Source organism: Butyricicoccus sp. AF35-5AC (genome assembly GCF_003477715.1).
GTDB classification, from domain to species: domain Bacteria; phylum Bacillota; class Clostridia; order Oscillospirales; family Butyricicoccaceae; genus Agathobaculum; species Agathobaculum butyriciproducens.
In genome coordinates this window covers 73,996-97,983 of record NZ_QUDX01000002.1, presented here as the reverse complement: position 1 = coordinate 97,983, position 23,988 = coordinate 73,996, and the positions used below count along the sequence as shown (strand labels likewise).

The 23,988-nt window shown below is 55.7% G+C and carries 20 protein-coding genes, 2 tRNA genes and 1 other RNA gene; 12 read left to right on the top strand and 11 right to left on the bottom strand.

Features of this window, described 5'->3' with window-relative positions:
• Positions 1-139: 139 nt before the first annotated feature.
• Together DWZ82_RS03925 and DWZ82_RS03920 are read left to right on the top strand one after the other, a co-directional pair.
• Positions 140-1,663, top strand: a complete 1,524-nt coding sequence (locus DWZ82_RS03925) for a YifB family Mg chelatase-like AAA ATPase (RefSeq protein WP_118478908.1) — start codon at positions 140-142, stop codon at positions 1,661-1,663.
• A gap of 304 nt (positions 1,664-1,967) precedes the next feature.
• Positions 1,968-3,200, top strand: a complete 1,233-nt coding sequence (locus DWZ82_RS03920; protein ID WP_118478906.1) for an S-layer homology domain-containing protein — start codon at positions 1,968-1,970, stop codon at positions 3,198-3,200.
• Between the two features lie 946 nt (positions 3,201-4,146).
• Here DWZ82_RS03920 and ssrS read toward each other — a convergent pair.
• A non-coding RNA gene (gene ssrS / locus DWZ82_RS03915) (6S RNA) lies at positions 4,147-4,341 on the bottom strand.
• Between the two features lie 74 nt (positions 4,342-4,415).
• Entirely contained in the window at positions 4,416-4,688 is a 273-nt protein-coding gene (locus DWZ82_RS03910) for a DUF1292 domain-containing protein (protein WP_117492244.1), read from the bottom strand.
• A 395-nt stretch (positions 4,689-5,083) separates the two neighbouring features.
• Between DWZ82_RS03910 and infC the strand changes: the two genes are divergently transcribed.
• The 4 genes from infC (at position 5,084) to DWZ82_RS03890 (ending at position 7,619) form a co-directional block, all read left to right on the top strand.
• Complete coding sequence (gene infC / locus DWZ82_RS03905; RefSeq protein WP_118360706.1) at positions 5,084-5,593, top strand: translation initiation factor IF-3; 510 nt, start codon at positions 5,084-5,086, stop codon at positions 5,591-5,593.
• A gap of 46 nt (positions 5,594-5,639) precedes the next feature.
• A complete protein-coding gene (rpmI, locus tag DWZ82_RS03900; RefSeq protein ID WP_054327617.1) occupies positions 5,640-5,843 on the top strand; it encodes a 50S ribosomal protein L35 in 204 nt (67 codons plus the stop codon).
• 38 nt (positions 5,844-5,881) lie between these two features.
• A complete protein-coding gene (rplT, locus tag DWZ82_RS03895; RefSeq protein ID WP_110436155.1) occupies positions 5,882-6,235 on the top strand; it encodes a 50S ribosomal protein L20 in 354 nt (117 codons plus the stop codon).
• 124 nt (positions 6,236-6,359) lie between these two features.
• The gene (locus tag DWZ82_RS03890) at positions 6,360-7,619 is read left to right on the top strand and encodes a hypothetical protein (protein ID WP_118478904.1); all 1,260 of its coding nucleotides are present in this window, start codon (positions 6,360-6,362) and stop codon (positions 7,617-7,619) included.
• A gap of 543 nt (positions 7,620-8,162) precedes the next feature.
• Here DWZ82_RS03890 and DWZ82_RS03885 read toward each other — a convergent pair.
• From DWZ82_RS03885 to DWZ82_RS03855, 7 genes are all read right to left on the bottom strand, one after another.
• Positions 8,163-8,238, bottom strand: a tRNA-Gly gene (locus tag DWZ82_RS03885).
• Between the two features lie 24 nt (positions 8,239-8,262).
• Positions 8,263-8,338 (bottom strand) — tRNA-Gly (locus tag DWZ82_RS03880).
• Between the two features lie 170 nt (positions 8,339-8,508).
• Positions 8,509-9,522, bottom strand: a complete 1,014-nt coding sequence (locus tag DWZ82_RS03875) for an NAD(P)H-dependent glycerol-3-phosphate dehydrogenase (protein WP_117489884.1) — start codon at positions 9,520-9,522, stop codon at positions 8,509-8,511.
• Position 9,523: 1 nt separating this feature from the next.
• Positions 9,524-10,159, bottom strand: a complete 636-nt coding sequence (gene plsY / locus DWZ82_RS03870; RefSeq protein WP_118360704.1) for a glycerol-3-phosphate 1-O-acyltransferase PlsY — start codon at positions 10,157-10,159, stop codon at positions 9,524-9,526.
• Positions 10,160-10,171: 12 nt separating this feature from the next.
• A complete protein-coding gene (gene der, locus DWZ82_RS03865; protein ID WP_118284961.1) occupies positions 10,172-11,500 on the bottom strand; it encodes a ribosome biogenesis GTPase Der in 1,329 nt (442 codons plus the stop codon).
• A gap of 318 nt (positions 11,501-11,818) precedes the next feature.
• Positions 11,819-12,004 (bottom strand): 50S ribosomal protein L32, encoded by a 186-nt coding sequence (gene rpmF / locus DWZ82_RS03860; protein WP_110436149.1) that lies wholly within the window; start codon positions 12,002-12,004, stop codon positions 11,819-11,821.
• Positions 12,005-12,049: 45 nt separating this feature from the next.
• A complete protein-coding gene (locus tag DWZ82_RS03855; RefSeq protein WP_118478902.1) occupies positions 12,050-12,559 on the bottom strand; it encodes a YceD family protein in 510 nt (169 codons plus the stop codon).
• A 175-nt stretch (positions 12,560-12,734) separates the two neighbouring features.
• Between DWZ82_RS03855 and DWZ82_RS03850 the strand changes: the two genes are divergently transcribed.
• Positions 12,735-13,703: an RluA family pseudouridine synthase gene (locus DWZ82_RS03850; protein ID WP_118478900.1), complete on the top strand. Its 969-nt coding sequence runs from the start codon at positions 12,735-12,737 to the stop codon at positions 13,701-13,703.
• A gap of 87 nt (positions 13,704-13,790) precedes the next feature.
• Here DWZ82_RS03850 and DWZ82_RS15840 read toward each other — a convergent pair whose 3' ends face one another.
• Positions 13,791-15,518, bottom strand: a complete 1,728-nt coding sequence (locus DWZ82_RS15840; protein WP_118479260.1) for an ammonium transporter — start codon at positions 15,516-15,518, stop codon at positions 13,791-13,793.
• Positions 15,519-15,651: 133 nt separating this feature from the next.
• Complete coding sequence (locus DWZ82_RS03840) at positions 15,652-17,730, bottom strand: glutamine synthetase III family protein (RefSeq protein WP_118479258.1); 2,079 nt, start codon at positions 17,728-17,730, stop codon at positions 15,652-15,654.
• Between the two features lie 475 nt (positions 17,731-18,205).
• Here DWZ82_RS03840 and DWZ82_RS03830 point away from each other — a divergent pair, with 475 nt between their 5' ends.
• The 5 genes from DWZ82_RS03830 to DWZ82_RS03810 all read left to right on the top strand — a co-directional run bounded on the left by DWZ82_RS03830 (position 18,206) and on the right by DWZ82_RS03810 (position 23,919).
• Positions 18,206-19,303 (top strand): class II glutamine amidotransferase, encoded by a 1,098-nt coding sequence (locus DWZ82_RS03830; protein WP_110436145.1) that lies wholly within the window; start codon positions 18,206-18,208, stop codon positions 19,301-19,303.
• Positions 19,303-20,808, top strand: coding sequence for a glutamate synthase-related protein (locus tag DWZ82_RS03825; protein WP_110436144.1), 1,506 nt, complete (start codon positions 19,303-19,305; stop codon positions 20,806-20,808). The genes DWZ82_RS03830 and DWZ82_RS03825 overlap by 1 nt, the downstream gene beginning before the upstream one ends.
• A gap of 19 nt (positions 20,809-20,827) precedes the next feature.
• The gene (locus DWZ82_RS03820; RefSeq protein WP_118478896.1) at positions 20,828-21,556 is read left to right on the top strand and encodes a glutamate synthase; all 729 of its coding nucleotides are present in this window, start codon (positions 20,828-20,830) and stop codon (positions 21,554-21,556) included.
• A gap of 433 nt (positions 21,557-21,989) precedes the next feature.
• Positions 21,990-23,309 carry a glutamine synthetase family protein gene (locus DWZ82_RS03815; protein ID WP_118478894.1) on the top strand — a complete coding sequence of 440 codons (1,320 nt, stop codon included), beginning with the start codon at positions 21,990-21,992 and terminating at the stop codon, positions 23,307-23,309.
• A gap of 37 nt (positions 23,310-23,346) precedes the next feature.
• Positions 23,347-23,919 carry an ANTAR domain-containing response regulator gene (locus DWZ82_RS03810; protein WP_117489900.1) on the top strand — a complete coding sequence of 191 codons (573 nt, stop codon included), beginning with the start codon at positions 23,347-23,349 and terminating at the stop codon, positions 23,917-23,919.
• Positions 23,920-23,988 lie beyond the last annotated feature (69 nt).

The window sequence follows — 23,988 nt, the reverse complement described above, 5'->3', positions numbered from 1 at the left end:
TATTGTGAAACGTATGCAAACTTTTTATCATGGAATTTCTGTGTTTTTTCCGTGTTTTTTATTGCGTAATCTGATGACACATAGTATAGTATTAGATGTATAGTTATCTGGTTATGTCATACGTATCGGAGGGATCGGCATGGTATCTCGCGTATTCTCCGCAGGACTGAGCGGCATTGACGGCTACATTGTCACCGTCGAGTGCTTCCTCTCCGGCGGACTTCCCCGGCTGGATGTCGTCGGTCTGCCGACCGGCGCGGTATCCGAAGCCGGAGAGCGCGTCCGTGCCGCCGCAAAGGCCTGTGCCTTTGACTGGCCCGTATCCCGACTGACCGTCAACCTCGCACCTGCCGACACCAAAAAGGCAGGAACAGCATACGATCTGCCCCTTCTGCTTTCCATTCTGGCGGCAGCGGGCGAGATCGACGCACCGCCCGACAACGCTCTCTTCTTCGGAGAGCTTTCCCTCACCGGAGAGCTGCGGCCTGTCTGCGGTGCGCTTTCCATGGCACTTGCTGCGCGTGATGCCGGTTTCAAAACCGTATTCGTTCCCGCGATGAACGCCGCCGAAGCATCCTATGCTTCCGGTGTGACAGTGTTTCCGATCCGTACATTAAATGAGCTTCTCGGACATTTGAACGGCAGAAAGCCGCTCACGCCGTGTGCTCCTCCGCCCAGGCCCGAACCGCAGGACGATGCGCTGGATTTTGCGCATGTGCTCGGTCAGCACGCGGTCAAACGCGCGCTCGAGATCGCGGCTGCAGGCGGACACAACGTGCTTCTTTCCGGACCGCCCGGTTCGGGCAAGAGCATGGCTGCAAAACGCTTTTCCACCATCCTGCCGCCGCTGTCCGACAGCGAACGGCTGGAGGTTATCCGTGTCTGGTCCGCCATTGGCAGAGGGCAGGAGGCGGTCGAGCGTGCCGAACGGCCGTTCCGTGCACCGCACCATAATTCCTCGGCCAACGCGATGGCAGGCGGTTCGGGTGCCGCAGGCCGGCTGCCCGTCCCCGGCGAGATCACGCTCGCGCACCGCGGTGTACTGTTTCTGGATGAATTTCCGGAATTCCGCCGCGATGTGCTCGAAACCCTGCGCCAGCCGCTTGAGAACGGCAGAGTTACCATCTCGCGTGTCGCCGGCCAAGTGACGTATCCGGCACGGTTTCAGCTCATTGCCGCGATGAATCCCTGCAAATGCGGCTGGTACGGCACGGAACGCTGCACCTGCACCAAGTCCGCCGTTCAGCAGTATCTGCACCGTCTGTCCGGTCCGCTGCTCGACCGAATCGACCTGCAGGTTGCTGTGCAGCCGGTTGAATACGCCGCGCTTGCTGCACGAGGTCAGGTCAGTGAGGAGCACTCCGCCGACATTCGTACCCGCGTGCTCGCCGCGCGCGAGCGGCAGTATGCCCGGCAGGGCGCCGACGTGTGCAACGCCGCCATTCCGCCGCCGCAGCTTGCCGAGCACTGCCCGCTGAGCGCGGATGCGTCTCGTATGTTTGCGGCCGCATTTCAGCGACTGGGGTTGACCGCTCGTGCGCATGACCGCGTACTGCGTGTTGCCCGCACGATCGCCGATCTGGCCGACAGCAATGTCATCGAGGCAGAACATCTCGCCGAGGCTCTGCAGTACCGTTCACTCGACAGGGCCGCAGGTTCTTGACAGCTTGTGGAAAAGTCTGTGGATGATGTGTATAAATTTACAATTACTGTAACTTCGTCTAAATTCGACCATTTCGTTTTATTTAAGGCAATACCGCATAATTGAACAAGAGTGATTTGCGAGTAAATTTTGCGTACTGACGAGGCGCAGTTTTGTGGTAATACTTGATGTATTACCGTGAAACTGCAACAAAATCAGGGCACAAAATTTCCGCAAAGCACCGCCGCTTTAATTGTGCGGTGTTGCCTTAACATACTGGTTTGTTTTATCCGCAAACCAACAACCAGTCAGGAGGAAAAATTCAATGTCTCATCCTATCGCTCGCCGTGCCGGTATGCTTGCGCTGACTGCCGCAATGCTCATGCCAAGCGCGGGAGCATTATCCGATGTGTCCAGCTGGGCGCAGGAAGGCGTTGCCGCTGCGCAGAATGCCGGTCTGGCACCTTCGTCCCTGGCCAACAGTGCCGCTTCCGGCTCTATCACCCGCGCAGAGTTCTGTGCCGTTGCGCTGAACGCCTACAAGGCTGTCAGCGGCAAGGCTGTCTATGTTTCGGGCAAAAAGCCGTTCGAGGACTGCTCGGATCCCAATGTCACCGCAGCTTACCTGCTCGGCATTGTAAACGGCCGCACCAACGGCAACTTTGATCCAGATGCCAAGATCAGCCGTGAGGAAATGTGCACCATACTCGACAACATCCTCGCCGCTGCCGATATCGAAGCAACCGAGATCGCAGGTGATGCCTGCATCGAGGATTACCCCGATGTAAGCATGATCAGCGATTACGCAATGCAGCCGGTCGTTACCATGGTCGATCATTCGGTCATCAACGGCATCACCGATACCAGCACGGACACCACCATTCTGGCTCCGTCCGGCACCACCACCCGTGAGCAGGCGCTGATCATGGCAAACCGTTTCTGCACCGCCTTCAAGCCGGATAAGACGCCGATCGCAGCGGTTGACGGCTCCGCTAACCTGCCGACCACCGCCGGTTCTTCCACCTCTGCCGCAACCACCATCACCGGTCTGCCGAAGACCGAGGCTGAGAAGATGACCTACGTTTACGGCGCAGGCAACGGCAAGTACCAGTCCGCAGCTGAGGCTGAGGCTCACATGGTAGAGATCGTGGTTCCGGTATGGCATCTGCAGTCCGACGGCACCAAGGTGGCCTCCAAGGCTTATCTGCAGGTAAACGCTTCGCTGGCTTCCATCTATCAGGCAATCTTTGAGGAGATCTTCAACGGCTCCGAGAAGTTCCCGATCTATGATGTAGGCTGCTACTCGTGGCGCACCGGCGAGCACTCGCAGGGCACCGCAGTTGATATCAACCCGGACGAGAACATGGAAGCTACCATCAACTCGGACGGTTCCCTGTCTCCGACCTGCGGCACCCACTGGACGCCGTATATTGATCCGTACTCCATCCCCGAGGGCGGCGATGTTTACAATGCCTTCACCAAGTACGGCTTTACCTGGGGCGGCAACGGCTGGCGCACCAAGCGCGACTACATGCACTTCAGCTACTTCGGCCGCTAAGCACTACATACGAAATGGCAAAAGAAGGGACGGCTTATCGTTAGCCGCCCCTTATCTTTTGTGAAATTTGTGTAACTTTACAGGAATTTAATTTGCAATTTTAGAATAACATGCTATAATGATATATAGAGTAAATTAGCAAGGAGGCATGACATCATGAGAAGACTTTCTATTCCGCAGAAGCCCGACCGTCCGGACATCGACGATCTGATCTTTGGTGATGACCATAAGACGCAGAGCGAAAAGTAACCGCACTTTTTGATCGGTTCCACGCAGGGCTTGCAGAGAAACAGCAGCCGCGTGGTTTTTTTATACCTGTTTTTGAAAGGAAACATATAAAAATGGAATCATCCAGTCCCGCGTTACGGACAAAAACGTAACACCCGAAGCATTTTTAATGCCTCGGGTGTTTTCTTTTCTGTTAGTCTAGAGATTACGAACAGCGCCTGCGAATGACATATACAGTTAAATGTTATCGTAGGGCGGGGTGCTCTACGGATATGATATAATATAAATTTCAAAGATTAAATCCGCAGGTGCTGTCTGTAATAACACGCTAACGAATTGTGCGGCACTGCTATCCCCCAGGGGACCCTCTCTTGCCCTTCGGGCAATTCACCTTGTGCCGCACCCAGCGCAGAGTTGCCCTTATGTGTAGCAGCAAAGTATCTGACACTGCGTATAGGTAAAGAAATGGGAGCACACTGTGCTCCCCTACGGTAATAAAAATCCTCTGCCGTTCCCCTATTTCGGAGCGGTCGCCGCTCTCCGATTTTCGCCAGGCTATCCCAAAGGAAAGGGGTGATTCACAAGAGGGTGGAAACCTTGGTGTCTACCCTCTTGTGCCCCTGCCGGGCAGGCAAGATTCGTTCGCTTCGCAAGCGACAAACCTTCGTATATAACGATTTAACAAACTCGAAGTTCGATTTCCGTACTCATGCAAAAATAAAACCCCACCCTGCCGATGCAGTCCAATTAGTAACCTGCACGACTCATGCAGGTGGGTCCTCTGTTTGATACCTCTGCGCTTCCAACTTCCGTGTATACCCGGGAGGCCTGCTGCTCAGTATCAAAACTTTCCGAAGTCCCGTACTAAAAATGTGGGTTAAAAAAGGACTGCTGTCGAACAGGGCAGGATCTTACCGAAATAAAATGCTTTGCTTCCGATAACGAAGCTGCGCTGTTTACTCTTATTTTATGCCATCGGTCGGAGAATTACTCCTCCTCTGCCTCGGCGCGTTCCATAACGATGTTGAACACTGCATCTGCGATCTCGTCATCCTCGACCGCCTCGAGCAGCTCTTCGCCGTTCTCCTCAACGATCTGCATGATAACGACCTCTGCATCCTCCTCGATGGAGATCTCTGCAGGGATAAACGCCAGATAGGTCACGCCATTATATTCCACGGTGTCGATATGCTCAAACTCGACCTCGTTGCCGTCCTCGTCGATCAGGGTTACAAAATCATTGCCGTATTCCTCGCTCATGGGTCCGGCACCTCCTTAAATTCATAGTAAAGGGGAGCAATCAGGTGTTTCCTGTCCCTTGTATTAAGCATAACAAATTATGACGTATTTGTAAAGCCTTATGTTGTGCATTCAGCACTACACTTTACACGATCATAGTATGTCTGTTGCTGTAATAATCATACCAGTTAAAAAACATGAAATAAAGCCTTGACTTTGCAAATTAATTCTGGTATAGTAGTTGAGGTAACAAGGAAGAAGGCATGTCCTCACCCGCAGCGAAGCAAACGGGTCAATAAAGCACAGAAGCCGCTTTGCGCGCTCTGCGATTTTATTTGGAGGACGGTCTGAATGATCAGTCCTTTTTCTTTTTGTCTTAAACCGATTTCGTTTGGAGGTGCTTACCAATCAGCAGCATGGAACATCAAATCAATGAAGAGATCCGCGACAAGGAAGTTCGTCTGATCGGTGACGACGGCGAACAGCTCGGCATTCTGCCTATTCAGCAGGCACAGGATATCGCCGTAGAAAAGGGCATGGATCTGGTCAAAATCGCGCCGCAGGCTAAGCCGCCTGTCTGCAAGATCATGGATTACGGTAAATTCCGCTTCGAGCAGGCAAAGCGCGAGAAGGAAGCGCGAAAGAATCAGCGTGTCGTGGAGATCAAAGAGATTCGCCTGACGCCTAATATCGACATCGGCGACCTGAACACCAAGGTAAAGAACGCTTGCCGCTTCCTGCAGGACGGCAACAAGGTCAAGGTTTCGGTTCGCTTCCGTGGCCGTGAGGTCACGCACGCGTCGCTTGGTCAGGATCTGCTCCATCGCTTCGCGGAGCTGTGCTCGGAGTGCAGCACGGTAGAAAAGCAGCCCAAGCTCGAAGGCCGCCAGATGCTGATGTTTCTGGCACCCGCAAAGGACAAGTAAAACCAACGCGCATATATAGCGCAAATTCAGAGAGGAGCAAAACCTTATGCCTAAGATCAAAACGCACAGCGGTGCAAAAAAGAGATTTTCCGTTACCAAGAACGGTAAGTTCAAGCGCGGTCACGTTGGCAAGCGCCACCTGCTCAACGGCCATGGCAAGACCACTAAGCTGAAGCGCCACCTCCGCAAGGAAGGCTTCGCAGATTCTACCAACGTAGCACAGCTGAAGCGTCTGCTGCCGTACAAGTAAGTTAGAAAACAACATCTTTCATATAGGAGGCAAACACAATGGCAAGAGTTAAGGGCGCAATGATGACCCGTAAAAGAAGAAAGAAGATCCTGAAGCGTGCTAAGGGTTACTGGGGTTCCAAGTCTACCCACTACCGTGTAGCCAACCAGGCTGTAATGAAGAGCCTGAAGTACGCTTACATCGGCCGTAAGCACAAGAAGCGTGACTTCCGTCGTCTGTGGATCACCCGCATCTCTGCAGCTTGCAAGACCTGCGATATCAACTACAGCCGTTTCATGAACGGTCTGAAGAAGGCTGGTATCGACCTGAACCGCAAGATGCTGGCTGACCTGGCTGTAAACGACCAGGCTGCATTCGCTGCACTGGCTGAGAAGGCTAAGGCTGCACTTTAATTGCATAACAAAAACGAGTCTGTGAAAGCAGGCTCGTTTTTTGCATTCAGCGTTCCGCTCGGGACGCTGTTTTCATATTCCGCGTTCCTCTGCCCTATACTGTGATGGTAAGGAGTGTGATGAAATGGGTCTGTCCATTTACTTAGGGGTACAAGGCTACGGCTGCGCCCGTGCCGAGGATAAAGATCGGTTTGCGCATCGGTTTCGGCAGGACGACAGCGTATGCTGCTATGCCGTGTGCGATAAAGGCCGATACGCCATCCAGAACCGCCTGCAGGAAGGTCAGGCGTATTATTTGACCATCCGGCAGGGAACGGTAATACAGGCCATTCTCAGCCGTCCAGACGCACAAGGCGTAATCCATGCCGTTAGCGGCAATTCCATCACAGTAGACGGCATGCACCTTCCCTGCCGCGCTGTGTTTGAAATCCGCACACGAGCCGGCGGCGCTGTCGTTCTGCCGTGCTTTCTCACCGGCCGGATTGTCGGCAGTTATGCACAGGTATTCGGCGATGCTGCGTATATCCGGCCTGCTCCGCAGATGTATCATCCGCCGGTTCACGGTGTTCCCGGTCAGCGCACCCTGCAAAACCTGCTCAGAACCGCCTTGATGCCTGTCGGCATCGCCCTGTACGTCTACGGCGGCGGCTGGAACCGTCAGGATACCGGCTCCGGCAACACCGCTATGCACATTGGTCTGCCGCAAAGCTGGATTGACTTTTTCGACCGTCAGAACGCCTGCTATGCCTACCGCAACGACAGCAATCCCGCGCACAGCTACTACCCGACCGGCGGCTGGAACCAGTACGGCTATGCCGGTCTGGATTGCTCGGGCTACCTCGGCTGGACGCTGTACAATACCCTGCATACCGAGAGTGCGTCTGTCTCCGACTGCGACGGCTATGTCGCGCCCGCCGCCGAGTTTGCCCATACGCTTGCCCAAAGAGCCTGGGGTACCCTTTCCCGTCAGGACTGCGGCAACGGCCTGCAGGAGCCGTCCTCGTTCCGTCCCGGCGATATCTTCAGCATGGACGGTCATGTGTGGCTGTGCATCGGTCCCTGTCGAGACGGCAGCATCGTCATCGCGCACTCTACGCCCTCGCCCAGCAAAACCGATTGCAGAGGCGGCGGCGTACAGCTCAGCGCGCTCAATCCCGCGTGTGATGCGGATAAGAATTGTCAGGCTTATCGGCTTGCAGAACGCTTTATGCAGCGGTATTCGAGATGGAGTGCAAGATATCAGGCGCAGCTGCTGCCCTATTCGGTTTATGGAAGGTTGTCTGAGAATCCGCATGCAGGATTGTTTCGGTGGAATGATTTTCTTTCAGATAAAGAAGGTGTTCAGGAACAGTTTGCGGAGGAGATTCTGCAAATTGAGAATTGAAAATGGAGAATGGAGAATTACGCGACGGTATCATTTTTCATTTGTTCATTATCAATGGTACAAACAGATAAACGGCGGGGTGAGGGCACCCCCGCCCTACGGCAACATTTACCTTCACGTATTACCCGCAGGAACTATCCGTAACAACGCATAAACGAGTTGCGCGACACTGTTATCCCCCAGGGGACCCTCTCTTGCCCTTCGGGCAATTCACCTTGTGTCGCGCCTGCGTAGAGCAGCCGATATGTGTAGCAGTACGGAATCCGGCACTGCGCAGAGGTAAAGAAATGGGAGCACACTGTGCTCCCCTGCGGTAATAAAAATCCTCTGCTGTTCCCCTTTTTCGAAGCGGTCGCCGGTCTCTGATCTGCGCCAGACTAACAAACAAAAGGAAGTGGGAGTTAAGAGGGTAGAAACCTTGGTGTCTACCCTCTTGCCCCGCCGCAGGGTGCGGCGACTTCCCGCCAAAGATTGGCGCCCATTCCTCAATCTTCAGCGAACAGAAAAAGCAAAAAATCCACTTGCTTTCGCAAGTGGACTAACTGGAGCGGCTGACGAGGCTCGAACTCGCTACCTCCACCTTGGCAAGGTGGCGCTCTACCAGATGAGCTACAGCCGCATATGTGATTTTGAGAAGAAAAGGTGGAGCGGCTGACGAGGCTCGAACTCGCTACCTCCACCTTGGCAAGGTGGCGCTCTACCAGATGAGCTACAGCCGCATATTCCTTTCATCTTGCTTTTGGCTTACCGCCTCAAAGCAAGATTTATTATATCAGGTAATGTGCCCTCTGTCAACACTTTTCTTTCTTTTTTCGCAAATTTTTCCGAAATACAGAAAACCGACGGCACACACCGTCGGTTTTCTCTTTCTCTTTTCCTTTTCAGCTTCTCAGTGCACCCAGACCTCTTCGTGCTCGCCGCGGCGCGGACGATTGAGCAGATGCTTGATCGCCTCCTGTGCAGGCATGCCGCCGTACAGCACGGCATACATCGCTTCGGTGATCGGCATGGACACGCCCTGCTGCTGTGCAAGGTGATAGCCCGCCTCGGTCGCGTAATAGCCCTCGACCGTTGCGCCAACCTCCTTCATCGCCTCCTGCGCGGTCGCGCCCTTGCCGATCAGGATACCGGCACGGCGGTTGCGCGAGTGCATAGAGCAGCAGGTTACGATCAGATCGCCCACACCGGACAGACCTGCAAATGTCTCCTGCTTGGCGCCCAGCTTGACGCCCAGACGCGCGATCTCGGTCAGACCGCGGGTCATAAATGCCGCCTTGGAGTTGTCGCCCAGACCCAGACCATCCGAAATACCGGCGCCGAGCGCAATAATGTTCTTGAACGCACCGCCCAGCTCACAGCCAATGATATCAGACGAGGTGTACACGCGGAAATTGGTATCGTTCATGAACGCCGCCTGCGTCAGCTCAGCCGCCGCACGACTCTCTGAAGCGGCTACGATAGCCGTCGGAATGCCGCGTGCAACCTCCTCGGCGTGCGTCGGACCGGTCAGTGCAACGACCGGATTGCTGCCGTTCATCGCGTTCGAGATGGTCTCGGAGAACCGACAGTAGCCGTGCTTGGAGTCCAGACCCTTGCCGACATTGACGATAACCGTATGCGGCGGCACGATCTTCGCCAGCTGCTCCGCCGTGCTCGCTACCGCGAAGGACGGCACCGCCAGCACGACCAGATCCGCTTTGGCAGCGCCGGACATGTCAGTCGTAATCTCAATGCCCTCCGGAATGACAACACCCGGCAGCAGCTTCTCGTTGCAGCGCTCGCGGTGCAGCAGGTCACACTCCTCCTGCAGATAGGTCCACGAGGTTACTTCATGTCCGTTCTGGTGCAGCAGCATCGCCAGTGCGATGCCCCAGCCACCGGTACCCAGTACAAAAACCTTCATGTTACTTCTCCTCTCCGTCAGGCGATGCTTCGATCGTCTTTTTGCTCTTAAAAGAGAATTTATTTTCCGTGCCGTGCAGGATGCGTCCGATATTCGAGCGATGCATGAAAACGACTGCCGCCGCCATGCCGAACGCCATCGCCGTCAGCACCGGATCGCGATAGAACAGCCATGTCGTGATCGGAAAGCTGACCGCGCCGAGGATCGAACCGAGCGAGATCCACTTTGTCAGCACGACCGACAGAATGAACAGCGCGAATGCAATGGCGAACACGCGCCAGTCAAAAAACGCGAGCATAACCGCGCCGACCAGCACACCCTTACCGCCCTTAAAGCCGAAATACAGCGGAAACATGTGGCCGAGGATAACGAAAATACCCGCTGTCAGCTTGCCGACCGGACCGCCGAGCGCCCAGCCGACCGAAACCGCTGCGGCACCCTTGGCAATGTCGCCGAGCAGAACGAACAGTGTCTTTTTCGCACCCATCGTGCGGTACGCGTTCGTCAGACCGGCGTTGCCGCTGCCGTAGTTGCGGATATCCTTGCCAAGCGTCACCTTGCTGACAATGATCGCAAAGCTGAGCGAGCCGAACAGATACGCGCACACGGCAATGATCGCAAAATGCGTAAGTGTCATGTTGCCCTCTCCTTACTGCGACTTGTCGCTGCGCTCGCGGATGACCATGCGTACCGGCGTACCGGTCAGACCGAACACCTCACGGATCTGGTTTTCCAGATAGCGCTGATAGGAGAAATGGAACAGACGCGCGTCATTGCAGAAGCAGACGAATGTCGGCGGGCAGGTGGAGGCCTGCGTCATGTAGAAAATACGCAGACGCCGGCCCTTGTCCGTAGGCGGCTGCACGCGTGCGGTTGCCTCTGCGAGAATGGCGTTGAGTCGGCCGGTCGGAATGCGCATATGGTTCTGCTCATATACCTCATGGATGAGCGAGAACAGCTTGTCCACGCGCTGACCGGTCTGCGCGGAAATGAACAGCACCGGTGCATACGGCATGTATGCCAGGCCCTCACGGACACGCAGCGTGTACTCCTTCATGGTGGAGCCGTCCTTCTCGACCAGATCCCACTTGTTTACCACGATGATGCACGCCTTACCGGCGTTGTGCGCCTCTCCGGCCACCTTGGTGTCCTGCTCGGTAACGCCTTCGGTCGCGTCAATCATGATAACGCATACATCGGCGCGCTCTACCGCCAGCAACGAACGCATAACCGAGAATTTCTCGATCTTCTCGTCCACCTTGCTCTTCTTACGGATACCGGCGGTGTCGATGAATGTAAACTTGCCGTGGGCGTTGTCCACATCGGCGTCTACGCTGTCGCGGGTCGTACCGGCGATATTGGAAACGATAACACGTTCCTCGCCGAGCACGCGGTTGAGCAGACTGGACTTGCCGACGTTCGGCTTGCCGATGAGAGCCACGCGAATGCGGTCCGCGTCCTCCTCTTCCTCGTCTGCCGGCGGGAAGTATTCGTAAGCCGCATCCAGCAGCTCACCGACACCATAGCCATGCAGCGCAGAAATACCGTACGGCTCGCCCAAACCGAGGTTGTAGAACTCATAAAACTCCGCCGGAGGATCACCCGGCTTGTCGCACTTGTTGACAGCCAGCACGAGCGGCTTGCCCGAGCGCAGCAGCATGGACGCAACGTCCTGATCGGCGGCAGTAATGCCGGTGCGCAGATCGGTGATCAGGATAATGACATCCGCATGCGAGATCGCGGTCTCTGCCTGAAAGCGCATGAACTGCAGAATCTCGTTATCGTTCGACGGCTCAATGCCGCCGGTGTCGATGACAGTGAAATCACGACCGCGCCAGTCGCTGTCAGCGTACAGACGGTCGCGGGTAACGCCCGGCGTATCCTCAACGATGGAAAGCCGCTTGCCTGCCAAGCGGTTGAACAGCTGCGACTTGCCGACATTCGGACGACCGACGATCGCAACAATAGGCTTTGCCATAAATTCCCCTCCTTTAAGGTCAGTTTAAGACATTTGCAAACAAATTACAAGCAAGAAATTCGTTAAAAGTCGCGCGTCAGCGCGCATTCAATCGAATTTGCTCCGCAAATCCATAAAAAGCCGCAGCATGTATGTGACTTTTTATGCAAGAAAGCAAATCAGTGTGCCGCAAGGACGCGCCGATTTGCGCCCGGGACATATCCGAGCCGTGCTCGGTACGTCCCTTCTCGATGCACAGGCAAGCCTTTTCATCGAAACCTGAAAAAAAATGGAGAAAGCTATCCGGCCTTCTCCATTTTTCCTGTTCTGTTTTAAGGCTTACGCTTCCTTAACGGACTTAACCTCACGACCGTTGTAATAGCCGCAGGCCTTGCACATTCTGTGCGCCAGCTTCATCTCGCCGCACTTCGGGCACTTAGCCATGCCGGGCAGAGAGAGCTTCCAGTGGGAGTTACGACGCTTGTCGCGGCGTGCCTTAGAAATTTTACCCTTAGGTACTGCCATGTTGGATACACCTCCTACTCTATCGTCTTATTTTTCAATACGAACTCATTCGCCCTTGTCGGAATCGAGCAGGGCGCGCAGCGCGGCAAATCGCGGATCGATCTGCTTTTTATCGCAATCGCAGTCGGTCACATTGCGGTCGGCGCCGCAGTGCGGACAGAGGCCTTTGCAGTCCTCTTTGCACAGATAGGTCATCTGTACCTGCAGGATCAATGCCGGCACCAATACGTCCGCAGGATCCACGCTGTCGCTGGTCAGCACAAAAAGATCGTCCTCTTCCTCCGCCTCGGGGTCATCCGAGAGCATCATGTCAGCCTCGGCTGAAAGCGGAATCTCGAGCGGTTTCAGGCAGCGTGCGCATTCGGTGGAGTAGATCGTTTCGATCGAACCCGCCAGTCTCACAACACCGCTTTCATTAGAAACCACGCCTTTGATGTGGACAGGGCTTTGAAACGGCTTCGCGCCATAGAGCTTTTCGTCCGTCAGGTCGATCGTTTCTTCGAACGGAATCGACGCATGTGCAGACGCGTTCAGCTTTTTTAAGTCAATCTTCATGTCAACCTCACATGGTACTAAGATAGTATACTACAAACAATCGGTCTTTGTCAACCAAAAAATCTACAAAACACGGTATTTTTCCGAACTGTCCGCCCGCACTTTTCTTTTTTCGGAAAATGCGGTATACTGGTTTCACCCAAATGGGCAAATCAACGGAAAAGGATACCCTGCCTTGAGAGAATATTATATCACAAAAAACGACAGCGGACAACGTCTGAATAAATTTTTAGAGAAAGCTGTGCCGCTTTTATCCGGCGGCATGATGCACAAATACCTGCGATTAAAGCGCATCAAGGTCAATAACAAGCGCACTGAAGCTGCCTACAAACTCGCCGAGGGCGATTCCGTGCAGCTTTACCTCAATGACGAATATTTTGACGCGCCCAAGGAGGAAGAAGCCTTCCGCCGTATTGCCAAGCCGCGCGTGCGCGTTGTGTATGAGGACGAGCACATCCTGCTGGCGGATAAGGCGCCGGGCATGGTCGTTCACGCAGACGAGCACGGCGACACAGATACGCTCATCGCGCACATTCAGGCGTACCTGTTTCAGTCCGGCGCGTGGAATCCGGATGATGCCGCGTCATTTGCACCAGCCCTCTGCAACCGCATCGACCGCAACACCGGCGGCATTGTCATCGCGGCAAAGACCGCTGAAGCGCTGCGCATATTAAATGATAAGATCAAGGACCGCGAGATGGAAAAGCGGTATCTGTGCATCGTGCACGGCAGACCCAAGCCGCCCGAGGGGCTGATCGAGAACTATCTCCGTCGTGATGAAAAGCGCAAGCAGGTCACACTGCACAGGACCCGCGTGCCGGGTGCCAAAACCGCACGCACGCGCTACCGCACGCTCACGTCGCACGGCAGACTGTCGCTCGTGGAGTGTGAACTGCTGACCGGCCGTACGCACCAGATCCGTGCACATATGGCGTCCATCGGCTGCCCGCTGCTCGGTGACGGCAAATACGGCACGAACGAACTCAACCGTCCCTACGGCGAGACCGGTCAGGCGCTCTATGCCTATTCCCTCACCTTCCGATTCGCGCAGGACGCGGGAGCCTTGCAGTACCTCGACGGGAAAACCTTTAAGATTAAAGATATTCCGTTTGTGAAGAAGTATTTTCCGAATTTCAAGCCGTGAGTAATGGAAAACGGAGAATGAACACAACGGTCTCATTCCGCAAAAAGAAAACGCTGAGCCACCGCTCAGCGTTTCCCTTTATGCGATTTAGTTATCGTCCTGCAGGGCATCAAAGCCTTCTGCGCCGGTACGAACCTTTACGACGTTCTCCACATCGTAAACGAAGATCTTGCCATCACCGATATGACCGGTATACAGAACCTTCTTGACCGTTTCAACAACGGTTTCAACCGGAACCTTGGATACAACAACCTCCATCTTCATCTTGGGCAGCAGGGTTACGTCAACCTCAGCGCCGCGGTAATACTCGGGAGCGCCCTTCTGTACGCCGCAGCCAACTACGTTGGTCACGGTCATGCCGGATACGCCGATGGATGCCAGCGCTTCCTTCAGAACCTCAAACTTGGACTGCTTTGCAATGATAACGATCTTGCTCAGCTTGTGGCCGCCGGCAGCAGCCGTGCCCTCTGTGGTAACCTTGGTCACCGGAACAGCCTTCTCGACTGCAACCGGAATGGTGTCCTTGATCTTTGCAGCGGTTTCGCCAGCCTTGGTGCCCAAAACAGCAGGAACGACCGGCATAAAGTCTGCGTATGCGGAGGACAAGCCGTGCTCCGGCTTATCCAGACCCATGATCTCCTCAGCCTCGCTTACGCGCAGGCCGATGGTGTGCTTGATAACATTGAATACGATGGTCATGGTGATCGCAACCCATGCAATGACTGCAACGACACCGAGAACCTGAATGCCGAAGAAGTGGAAGCCGCCGCCGTAGAATACGCCGAGGGGCTCAACCTCAGTGCCATTATAGTAAGCGAACAGGCCGGTAAGGATGGTGCCCAGTGCGCCGTTGATGCAGTGCACGCCGACAGCGCCGACCGGATCATCTACCTTGAGCTTCTGATCGACAAATTCGATGCCGAATACAACGGAAAAGCCTGCGCAGATACCGATGATAACCGAACCGAACGGAGTAACCACATCGCAGCCTGCGGTAATAGCTACCAGACCTGCCAGAGAGCCGTTCAGCGTCATGGAAACATCAGGCTTCTTGTAGCGGATCCAGGTGATGCACATAACGGTAACGGTTGCAACAGCAGCTGCCATGTTGGTGGTTACAAATACACGGGATGCAACCTCAGCACCGCCGCCCGACAGCGCAACGGTAGAGCCGCCGTTAAAACCAAACCAGCAGAACCACAGGATGAAGCAGCCGAGTGCGCCGAGCGTCAGGGAGTGACCCGGAATTGCACGAGCCTTGCCATCCTTGGTGTACTTGCCGATACGGGGACCGAGGATTGCAGCGCCGACCAGAGCTGCAACGCCGCCGACCATGTGTACCGCCGTGGAGCCTGCGAAGTCGTGGAAGCCAAGCTCTGCGAGCCAGCCGCCGCCCCAGATCCAGTGACCGGAAACCGGATAGATAACCGCAGAAATAATCATCGAGTAAATGCAGTATGCAGAGAATTTGGTGCGCTCTGCCATCGAACCGGAAACAATGGTCGCAGCAGTTGCACAGAATACGGTCTGGAAGATCAGGGTCGTCCAGTCGTAGCCCTCACCGACAACGCCGTCCGCGAAGAAATCAAAGCCGCCGAAGAACGGGCTTGCCGCGCCGAACATGATGCCGAAGCCGAGGATCCAGAAGATCGGCGTGCCGAGCGAGAAGTCCATCAGGTTCTTCATAATGATGTTGCCGGCATTCTTTGCTCTGGTGAAGCCGGTCTCAACCATTGCGAAGCCCGCCTGCATGAAGAATACCAGCGCCGCCGCAACAAGCGTCCAGCCTACGTCCATCGACGCAGCAAGTTCCATGATATCCATTTTTAATGACCCCCTTGGAAATAGAAATGGCGTATATCTCCACCATCCCCGAAGGAACAGCGGAAATACACGCCATTGTGTATAGAAATATATTTTCTAACGAATGTAATTGATGTCTGCTCTATTAAACGTAGAACAGAATGTCGGAGTAGGTCGGGAACGGCCAGAACTTCTTGCCTACCAGACCCTCCAGCTTATCAGCCGGTACGCGAACCGCATCCATTGCGGAGATGACAACATCGTGGTAGTAATGTGCTGCCTTCTGGCTATCATCGGTTGGAACGGCTGCAACAGCCTCGTCGAGTGCTGCGCTCTTGGTGTACAGCTCCTCGGTCAGCTCGGAAACCTTGCCCAGCAGACCGGCCTCCATGCCGCCGGTAACGCCTGCTGCCTTCTTGGCATTGATGGTGCCTGCCAGCTCGTTCTCAAATGCGATGCACGCCGGAGTGATCTCCTCGCGTACCATATCACTCATGGTCATAGCCTCGATGTGCAGGATCTTGTTGTACTCCTCAAGCTGGGTCTCCATACGGGAATGGATCTCCTCGGCGGTGTAAACGTTGTGCTTTGCGAACAGGTCGAGGTTCTTCTGGTCAACGTAATGCGGGAATGCGTCCGCTGCGCTCTTGAAGTTGAGCAGACCGCGCTTCTCCGCCTCTGCTACCCAGGAATCATCGTAGCCGTTGCCGTTGAAGATGATGCGCTTGTGCGCCTTGATTTCGCGCTTTACGAGTGCCATCAGCGCCTTCTCGAAGTCCTCGGCGCCCTCCAGCTCGTCAGCGAACTGGCGGAGCTCCTCAGCGACTGCGGTGTTCAGCATAACGTTTGCGCACGCGATGTTGACCGCAGAGCCCAGCGAACGGAACTCGAACTTGTTGCCGGTGAAGGCGAACGGAGAGGTACGGTTGCGGTCGGTGGTGTCCTTCGGGATAGCCGGCAGAACTGCAGCGCCCAGATCCATCTTGGTCTTGTAAACGTCGGTGTAGTCCTCGCCGGACTCGATGGAATCCAGAATAGCCTGCAGCTCATCGCCGATGAACATGGAGATGATCGCCGGAGGCGCCTCGTTCGCGCCCAGGCGGTGATCGTTGCCGGCAGAAGCGACGGAAATGCGGAGCAGATCCTGATATTCGTCAACCGCCTTGATAACGGCGGTCAGAAACAGGATGAACTGGCTGTTTTCGCTCGGGTTCTTGCCCGGCTCGAGCAGGTTCTCGCCTGCATCGGTGGAAATCGACCAGTTGTTGTGCTTGCCGGAGCCGTTTACGCCTTCAAACGGCTTCTCATGCAGCAGGCAGGTGAAGCCATGCTTCTGCGCGACGGTACGCATGACCTCCATGGTCAGCTGGTTGTGGTCGGTCGCGATGTTGGTGGTGGAGAACACCGGCGCCATCTCGTGCTGGCACGGTGCAACCTCGTTGTGCTTGGTCTTGGAGAGAATGCCCAGCTTCCACAGCTCCTCGTCGAGCTCCTGCATGAAAGCAGCAACGCGCGGACGGAGTGCGCCGAAGTAGTGATCATCCATTTCCTGACCCTTCGGCGGCATTGCACCGAACAGGGTGCGGCCGGTAAAGATCAGGTCCTTGCGCTTTGCGTAGTCCTCGCGGTCGATCAGGAAATATTCCTGCTCCGGGCCTACAGTGGTGGTTACACGCTTAACATCCTTGCCGAACAGCTTGAGGATGCGGCACGCCTGTGTGCTGATGGCGTCCATCGAGCGCAGCAGCGGCGTTTTCTTATCGAGGATCTGACCGGTGTAGGAGCAGAATGCGGTCGGAATGTAAAGGGAACCATCCTTTACAAATGCGTAGCTGGTCGGGTCCCATGCGGTGTAGCCGCGTGCCTCGAAGGTTGCGCGCAGACCGCCGGACGGGAAGGACGATGCGTCCGGTTCGCCCTTGATCAGCTCCTTGCCGGAGAACTCCATCATCACATGACCGTCGTCGGTCGGCGTGATGAACGAGTCGTGCTTCTCGGCGGTGATGCCGGTCATCGGCTGGAACCAGTGCGTGTAATGGGTTGCACCCTTGCTGATCGCCCAGTCCTTCATTGCCGTTGCAACAACAGCAGCAACATCGGCGTCGATCGCGGTGCCCTCGCGCATGGTCTTCTTCAGCTTCTTGTAAACGTCCTTGGGAAGACGTTCTTTCATCACAGTGTCGTTAAACACCATGCTGCCGAACAGCTCGGGAACATTCGTAATGCTCATGAATGGTTCGCTCCTTACATATGTTAATTTTAATAGCAAACAAACTGAATAAAACAAATCAGGCGCTGCGGGTCGTGTGCCCACAGCGCCTTTGCTGTTTACACTTTGCATTATAGCCGTCCTGCCTTGCTTTGTCAAGGGAGATTATGGTGTTTTTTTCATTTTCGGAAGATTTGCTACAACATACTTAATTTTCGCTTGTCCGCACCGTCACTTCCTGTGCAAAATGCGAAAATTCACTTTTTTATGTTCTTTGCGCTTGACGATTCCCGGTTTTCTGCTATAGAATATTAAGCGAACAAAGGTGTTCGCCATAGCTGAGGATTTAAGGCTTTTGATCCTCTGCTGCGGCGAGCACCTTTTTATTTTGTTAAGCAGCCGGTACATATCGCCTTCCATCGGAAAGCACCCGCCGAAGCCTGCTTCTCTGAATCCGTAATTTCAGCGCAATATATAAGGAGGAAGCACCATGTTACAAAAAGAAGGGCAAGTCCGCATCCCCGCAGGCTGCGCGATCTCCGGTATCTTCCACAAGGACGGCACCCGTGAGAACGGCACCCGCATTATCGACTCCATCCGCACCATGCACGATCGTTCCAACGGCCTGGGCGGCGGCTTCGCCGGCTACGGCATCTACCCTGAATACGCCGATTACTATGCGTTCCATGTATTCTATGATACGCAGGCGGCTAAGGAAGAGTGCGAGCGCGAGATCGAGCGTCACTTTGACATTGTAAACCTGTCCAAGATCCCGACCCGACGTCATCCGCGCATCACGGATGCCCCGATGATCTGGCGCTACTTCGTTACGCCCCTGCCGACCAAGCTGGCAGCCAGCCAGCTCGAGGAGCGTGAGTTCACCTCCCGCTTTGTCATCCGCATCAATCACACGCTGAACGGCGCTTACATCTTCTCCTCCGGCAAGAACATGGGCGTTTTCAAGGCAAACGGCTTCCCCGAAGACGTTGGCGAGTACTACATGCTGGAAAACTACGAGGCCTACTCCTGGACCTGCCATGGCCGTTATCCGACCAACACACCGGGCTGGTGGGGCGGCGCGCACCCGTTTGCACTGCTCGACACCACGGTCGTTCACAACGGCGAGATTTCCTCTTATGATGCAAACCGCCGCTTCATTGAGATGTTCGGCTACTCCTGCGACCTGCTGACCGACACCGAGGTCATCACCTACATTATTGATTACCTCGGCCGCAAGCTGGGCCTGACGTACAGCGAGATTGCAAATGTCATTGCGGCTCCGTTCTGGTCCACCATTGAAAAGCAGGAGCCGAAGGAGCGCGAGCGTCTCACCTATCTGCGCAATGCCTTCGCTTCCCTGATGGTTACCGGTCCGTTCTCCATTCTGGTCGGCTACACCGGCGGCCTGATGGCGCTCAACGACCGACTCAAGCTGCGCAGCATGGTTGTCGGCGAAAAGGACGACACCGTATACATCGCCTCCGAGGAATGCGCGATCCGCGTCATCCAGCCTGAGCTGGATAAGCTGTGGGCGCCCAAGGGCGGCGAGCCGGTCATCGTTAATCTGAAGAACGGAGGGAACCAGTAATGGCTATCGATTTCTTATATCCGCAGTATGAGGTCGTCCGCAACAACGACCGCTGCATCAACTGCCGCGCCTGCGAGCGTCAGTGCGCGAACGAAGTACACTTTTGGGACGCTGACAACAACCGCATGCAGGCGGACGAGTCCAAGTGCGTAGCCTGCCACCGCTGCGTGGCGCTGTGCCCGACCCGTGCCCTCAAAATCGTAAAGACCGACCACACGTTCCGTGAGAACGCCAACTGGACCGGCAAGGCGATCTCCGAGGTTTACCGTCAGGCAGGCTCGGGCGGCGTGCTGCTGTCCTCGATGGGCAACCCGGACCCGCACCCCATCTACTGGGATAAAATTCTCATCAACGCTTCGCAGGTTACCAATCCGTCCATCGACCCGCTGCGCGAGCCGATGGAGACCAAGACCTTCCTCGGCAAAAAGCCGGGCAAGATTGAGCGTGACGAGAACGGCAATCTGGTTCCCAATCTGGCGCCGCAGCTGGAGCTCAACCTGCCGATCATGTTCTCCGCAATGAGCTACGGCTCGATCTCCTACAACGCACATGCCGCACTCGCACGCGCTGCAAGCGCGCTCGGCACCTATTATAATACCGGTGAGGGTGGTCTGCATCAGGACTTCTACCAGTACGGCCCGCACACCATCGTGCAGGTTGCATCCGGCCGTTTCGGCGTACATAAGGATTACCTCGAAGCCGGTGCTGCCATCGAGATCAAGATGGGTCAGGGCGCAAAGCCGGGTATCGGCGGCCATCTGCCCGGACTCAAGGTCGGCCCGGATATCTCCAAGACCCGTATGATCCCGGAGGGCACGGACGCGATCTCTCCGGCGCCGCATCATGATATCTACTCCATCGAAGACCTGCGTCAGCTGGTTTACTCGCTGAAGGAGGCTACCGAATATAAGAAGCCGGTTATGGTCAAGATTGCAGCCGTAAATAATGTAGCAGCAGTCGCTTCCGGCGTGGCCCGCTCGGGTGCAGACATCATCTGCATCGACGGCTACCGCGGCGGCACCGGCGCGGCTCCGACCCGCATCCGCGACAACGTCGGCATCCCGATCGAGCTGGCGCTCGCCGCTGTCGATCAGCGTCTGCGCGATGAGGGCATCCGTGATGAGGTTTCGGTCGTTGTCGGCGGCTCCATCCGCAACTCCGCCGATCTGCTCAAGGCCATCGCGCTCGGCGCGGACGCATGCTACATCGGCACCGCGGCTCTGCTGGCAATGGGCTGCCACCTGTGCCGCACCTGCCAGACCGGCAAGTGCAACTGGGGCATTGCAACCCAGCGTCCGGAGCTGGTCAAGCGCCTGAATCCGGATATCGGCTCCCAGCGTCTCATCAACCTGCTCACTGCATGGGATCACGAGCTCAAGGAAATGATGGGCGGCATGGGCATCAACTCCATCGAGGCACTGCGCGGCAACCGTCTTATGCTGCGCGGCATCGGCCTGACCGACCGTGAGCTGAACATCCTCGGCATCAAGCACGCAGGCGAATAAGCACAGGAGGTGCGCGAAAATGACAACTGTACAGGCAGGACTTACCTATTATAAACAACTAAACGAGCAGATCCGCGCAGCGCAGGACAGCGAGATCACGGTTGAGAACGTGATCGGCCAGCGCTACATCGGCTGCGGCTCCACCGACCGCAAGATCACCGTGCACGGCACGGCAGGCAACGGTCTCGGCCAGTATCTGAACGGCTCCACCATTGAGGTCTTCGGCAACGCGCAGGAGGCCGTCGGCGACACCATGAACGCCGGTGAGATCGTTGTGCACGGCAACGTCGGCGACGCCTGCGGCTACGCGATGCGCGGCGGCAAGATCTATATCAAGGGGGACTGCGGCTACCGCGCCGGCATCCACATGAAGGCCTACCAGCAGCACTTCCCTGTTATGGTAGTCGGCGGCAAGGCAGGTTCATTCCTCGGCGAGTATCTCGCCGGCGGTCTCATTCTTGTGCTTGGCATCGGTCAGAACGGCGCGTATCCGGTCAACAATTTCTGCGGAACCGGTATGCACGGCGGCAAAATTGTGTTAAGATGTGATAAAGCACCGACCGATCTGCCGCGTCAGGTCCTCGTGAACGAGGTCTCCGCGGACGATATGACCGAATTTGCACCGTATATCAAGGAATACGCGCAGCTGTTCGGTGCAGACGCAGAAAATCTGCTTTCGCAGAAGTATTTCGTCCTCACGCCGAACCCGGAGGCTGGGTATAAGCAGCTTTATACCTTCGAGGCTTGATTTTGCTCTCAGAGTGAAAAACTCCTGCAAGGCAGGAGTTGGAAATGAGAAGATGGGAGTTACCTGATAGGTGTAACTCGCAGGTGCCGTCCGTAACAACACGCAAACGAATTGTGCGACACTGTTCTGTCGCACCTGCGTTGATTTAACCGTATGTGTAGCAGAACGGTATCTGACACTGTGTATGGGTTTCGACAGGGGAGTACACTGTGCTCCCCTGCGGTAGAAAAAATCCTCTGCCGTTCCCCTTTTCGGAGCGGTCGCCGCTCTCTGATTTTCGCCAGACTATGAAATAAAGGAAACTGGAGTCCCAAGAGGATAGAAACCTTGGTGTCTATCCTTTTGGTGCCCCAGCCAAGGTTTGGCACCCATTCCGCATTCTTTAGCAAAAAATTTATTCCTCAAGATACATTATGAAAAGGAGGCTTGCCCTATGGACACCACCATGAGCGAAGTCGTACAATTTATTCAGGAGAACGACGTAAAGTTCATTCGTCTTGCGTTTTGCGATATTTTCGGCAACCAGAAGAACATCGCCATCATGCCGACCGAGCTAGAACGCGCTTTCGAGCAGGGCATCCACTTCAACGCGGCGGCGCTGCGTGGCTTTCTCAATGTAGAAGCGTCTGATCTGCTGCTGTTCCCCGATCCGGCAACGCTTTCCGTTCTGCCGTGGCGGCCGGCTCAGGGCCGTGTAGTGCGCTTTTACTGCGACATTCGCTATCCGGACGGCACGCCGTTTGAGGGCGACGGCCGTCATTTGCTGCGTGAGGCCAACCGCCGTGCGCGCCGCGCAGGCTACTCGCTGACCATGGGCACGGCAAGCGAGTTTTACCTGTTCGAGCTGGATGAAAACGGCCATCCAACCACCATTCCGCACGATCACGGCGAGTATTTCGATGTAGCGCCGCTCGACAAGGCGGAAAACGTGCGTCGTCAGATCTGCCTGACGCTTGAGGAAATGAACATCCAGCCGGAGTCCTCGCACCACGAGCAGGGTCCCGGCCAGAACGAGGTTGACTTCCGCTACGCCGAAGCTCTTGAAGCGGCCGACAATTTCGTCACCTTCAAGTGGGTCGTCAAATCCATGGCGTCCTCAAGCGGCCTGTTTGCGTCCTTCCTGCCCAAGCCGCTCCCGCATGCGCCGGGCAGCGGACTGCATCTGTCTGTTTCGATAAACAAAAACGGCAAGAATCTGTTTCAGCCCTCGTTTGAAGAATCTGCCGAGGGCCAGAGCTTTGTGGCGGGCATTCTGCAGCGTGCTGCCGAGATGACCATCTTCTGCAATCCGCTCACCAACTCGTTCCAGCGTCTGGGCGAGTTTGAAGCGCCCAAGTACATCACCTGGTCGCATCAGAACAGCCGTCCGCTCATCACCGTGCCGCTCTCCGAGGACAGCACGGCGCACCGCTTCAAGTTGCGTGCGTTCGACGGCTGCATCAACCCGTACATCGTATTTGCGCTGCTCATCCACGCCGGTCTGGACGGCATCGAGCAGGGACTGCCCCTGCCGCCCGCCTGCGACGAAAACCTGTTCACCGCCTCCGACGAGGTACGCGCCCGTTACGAGACTCTGCCCGGCGCTCTGTGCGACGCGATCCGCATCGCCAAGGACAGCGACTTTATCACCAAGTACCTGCCCGAAAAGGCACGCACGGCCTTTTTCGCGGCCAAGCAGGCCGAACACGACCGCATCGTGCTTGCCGACGACCGCACGGCTGCCGAACGCTCCCTCTATTTTGAACGCTACTAATCCCACATAATACCGTTTGAAAGGAGGAGCACACCGCATGGAACGCATTCTTCTCGTTTCTGCAACCGAAAAATCCCGCACCATGCTTTCCCAGTTTTTAACGTCCTGCGGCGTACAGGCTCAGCTTGCACCTGCTTCCTCCGGTGCGGAGGCCCGGCGCATGCTGGTGGACGGACTGTTCGACCTCGTACTCATCAACACGCCGCTGCCCGATGAATTCGGGCATGATATGGCACAGCAGGCTGCAAATGATACGCTTTCCGGCGTGATCCTGCTCGCTAAGGCCGAGATTGCGGACAGTGTTGCCGAAAAGGTCGAGGACGACGGCGTGTTCGTCGTACCCAAGCCGCTCTCGCGCGTGCTGTTCATGCAGGCGCTCCGCATGACGCGCGCCGCGCGCAGCCGTCTGACCGGCCTGCAGAGCGAAAACCGCCGTCTGCAAAAGCGCATTGAGGATATCCGTCAGGTGGACCGCGCCAAGTGTCTGCTCATCGAGTGCTGCGGCATGACCGAGCCGGAGGCGCATTCCTACATCGAGCAGCAGGCTATGAACCAGCGCCGCTCCAAGCGAGATATCGCCGAGGACATCATCGGCGGAAAAACGCCGTGATTTGTGCGATACCGCTTAAAAACATCTCATATCTCACGCGAAAATTTTTTCGGTTTTTTCGATTTTATA

Excerpts from the sequence above, each read along its gene's own strand:
- DWZ82_RS03925 (WP_118478908.1), top strand. The coding sequence starts at position 140 with ATGGTATCTCGCGTATTCTCCGCAGGACTGAGCGGCATTGACGGCTAC.
- DWZ82_RS03920 (WP_118478906.1), top strand. The coding sequence starts at position 1,968 with ATGTCTCATCCTATCGCTCGCCGTGCCGGTATGCTTGCGCTGACTGCC.
- DWZ82_RS03910 (WP_117492244.1), bottom strand. The coding sequence starts at position 4,688 with ATGAGCGAGGAATACGGCAATGATTTTGTAACCCTGATCGACGAGGAC.
- infC (WP_118360706.1), top strand. The coding sequence starts at position 5,084 with ATGGAACATCAAATCAATGAAGAGATCCGCGACAAGGAAGTTCGTCTG.
- rpmI (WP_054327617.1), top strand. The coding sequence starts at position 5,640 with ATGCCTAAGATCAAAACGCACAGCGGTGCAAAAAAGAGATTTTCCGTT.
- rplT (WP_110436155.1), top strand. The coding sequence starts at position 5,882 with ATGGCAAGAGTTAAGGGCGCAATGATGACCCGTAAAAGAAGAAAGAAG.
- DWZ82_RS03890 (WP_118478904.1), top strand. The coding sequence starts at position 6,360 with ATGGGTCTGTCCATTTACTTAGGGGTACAAGGCTACGGCTGCGCCCGT.
- DWZ82_RS03875 (WP_117489884.1), bottom strand. The coding sequence starts at position 9,522 with ATGAAGGTTTTTGTACTGGGTACCGGTGGCTGGGGCATCGCACTGGCG.
- plsY (WP_118360704.1), bottom strand. The coding sequence starts at position 10,159 with ATGACACTTACGCATTTTGCGATCATTGCCGTGTGCGCGTATCTGTTC.
- der (WP_118284961.1), bottom strand. The coding sequence starts at position 11,500 with ATGGCAAAGCCTATTGTTGCGATCGTCGGTCGTCCGAATGTCGGCAAG.
- rpmF (WP_110436149.1), bottom strand. The coding sequence starts at position 12,004 with ATGGCAGTACCTAAGGGTAAAATTTCTAAGGCACGCCGCGACAAGCGT.
- DWZ82_RS03855 (WP_118478902.1), bottom strand. The coding sequence starts at position 12,559 with ATGAAGATTGACTTAAAAAAGCTGAACGCGTCTGCACATGCGTCGATT.
- DWZ82_RS15840 (WP_118479260.1), bottom strand. The coding sequence starts at position 15,518 with ATGGAACTTGCTGCGTCGATGGACGTAGGCTGGACGCTTGTTGCGGCG.
- DWZ82_RS03830 (WP_110436145.1), top strand. The coding sequence starts at position 18,206 with ATGTTACAAAAAGAAGGGCAAGTCCGCATCCCCGCAGGCTGCGCGATC.
- DWZ82_RS03825 (WP_110436144.1), top strand. The coding sequence starts at position 19,303 with ATGGCTATCGATTTCTTATATCCGCAGTATGAGGTCGTCCGCAACAAC.
- DWZ82_RS03820 (WP_118478896.1), top strand. The coding sequence starts at position 20,828 with ATGACAACTGTACAGGCAGGACTTACCTATTATAAACAACTAAACGAG.
- DWZ82_RS03815 (WP_118478894.1), top strand. The coding sequence starts at position 21,990 with ATGGACACCACCATGAGCGAAGTCGTACAATTTATTCAGGAGAACGAC.
- DWZ82_RS03810 (WP_117489900.1), top strand. The coding sequence starts at position 23,347 with ATGGAACGCATTCTTCTCGTTTCTGCAACCGAAAAATCCCGCACCATG.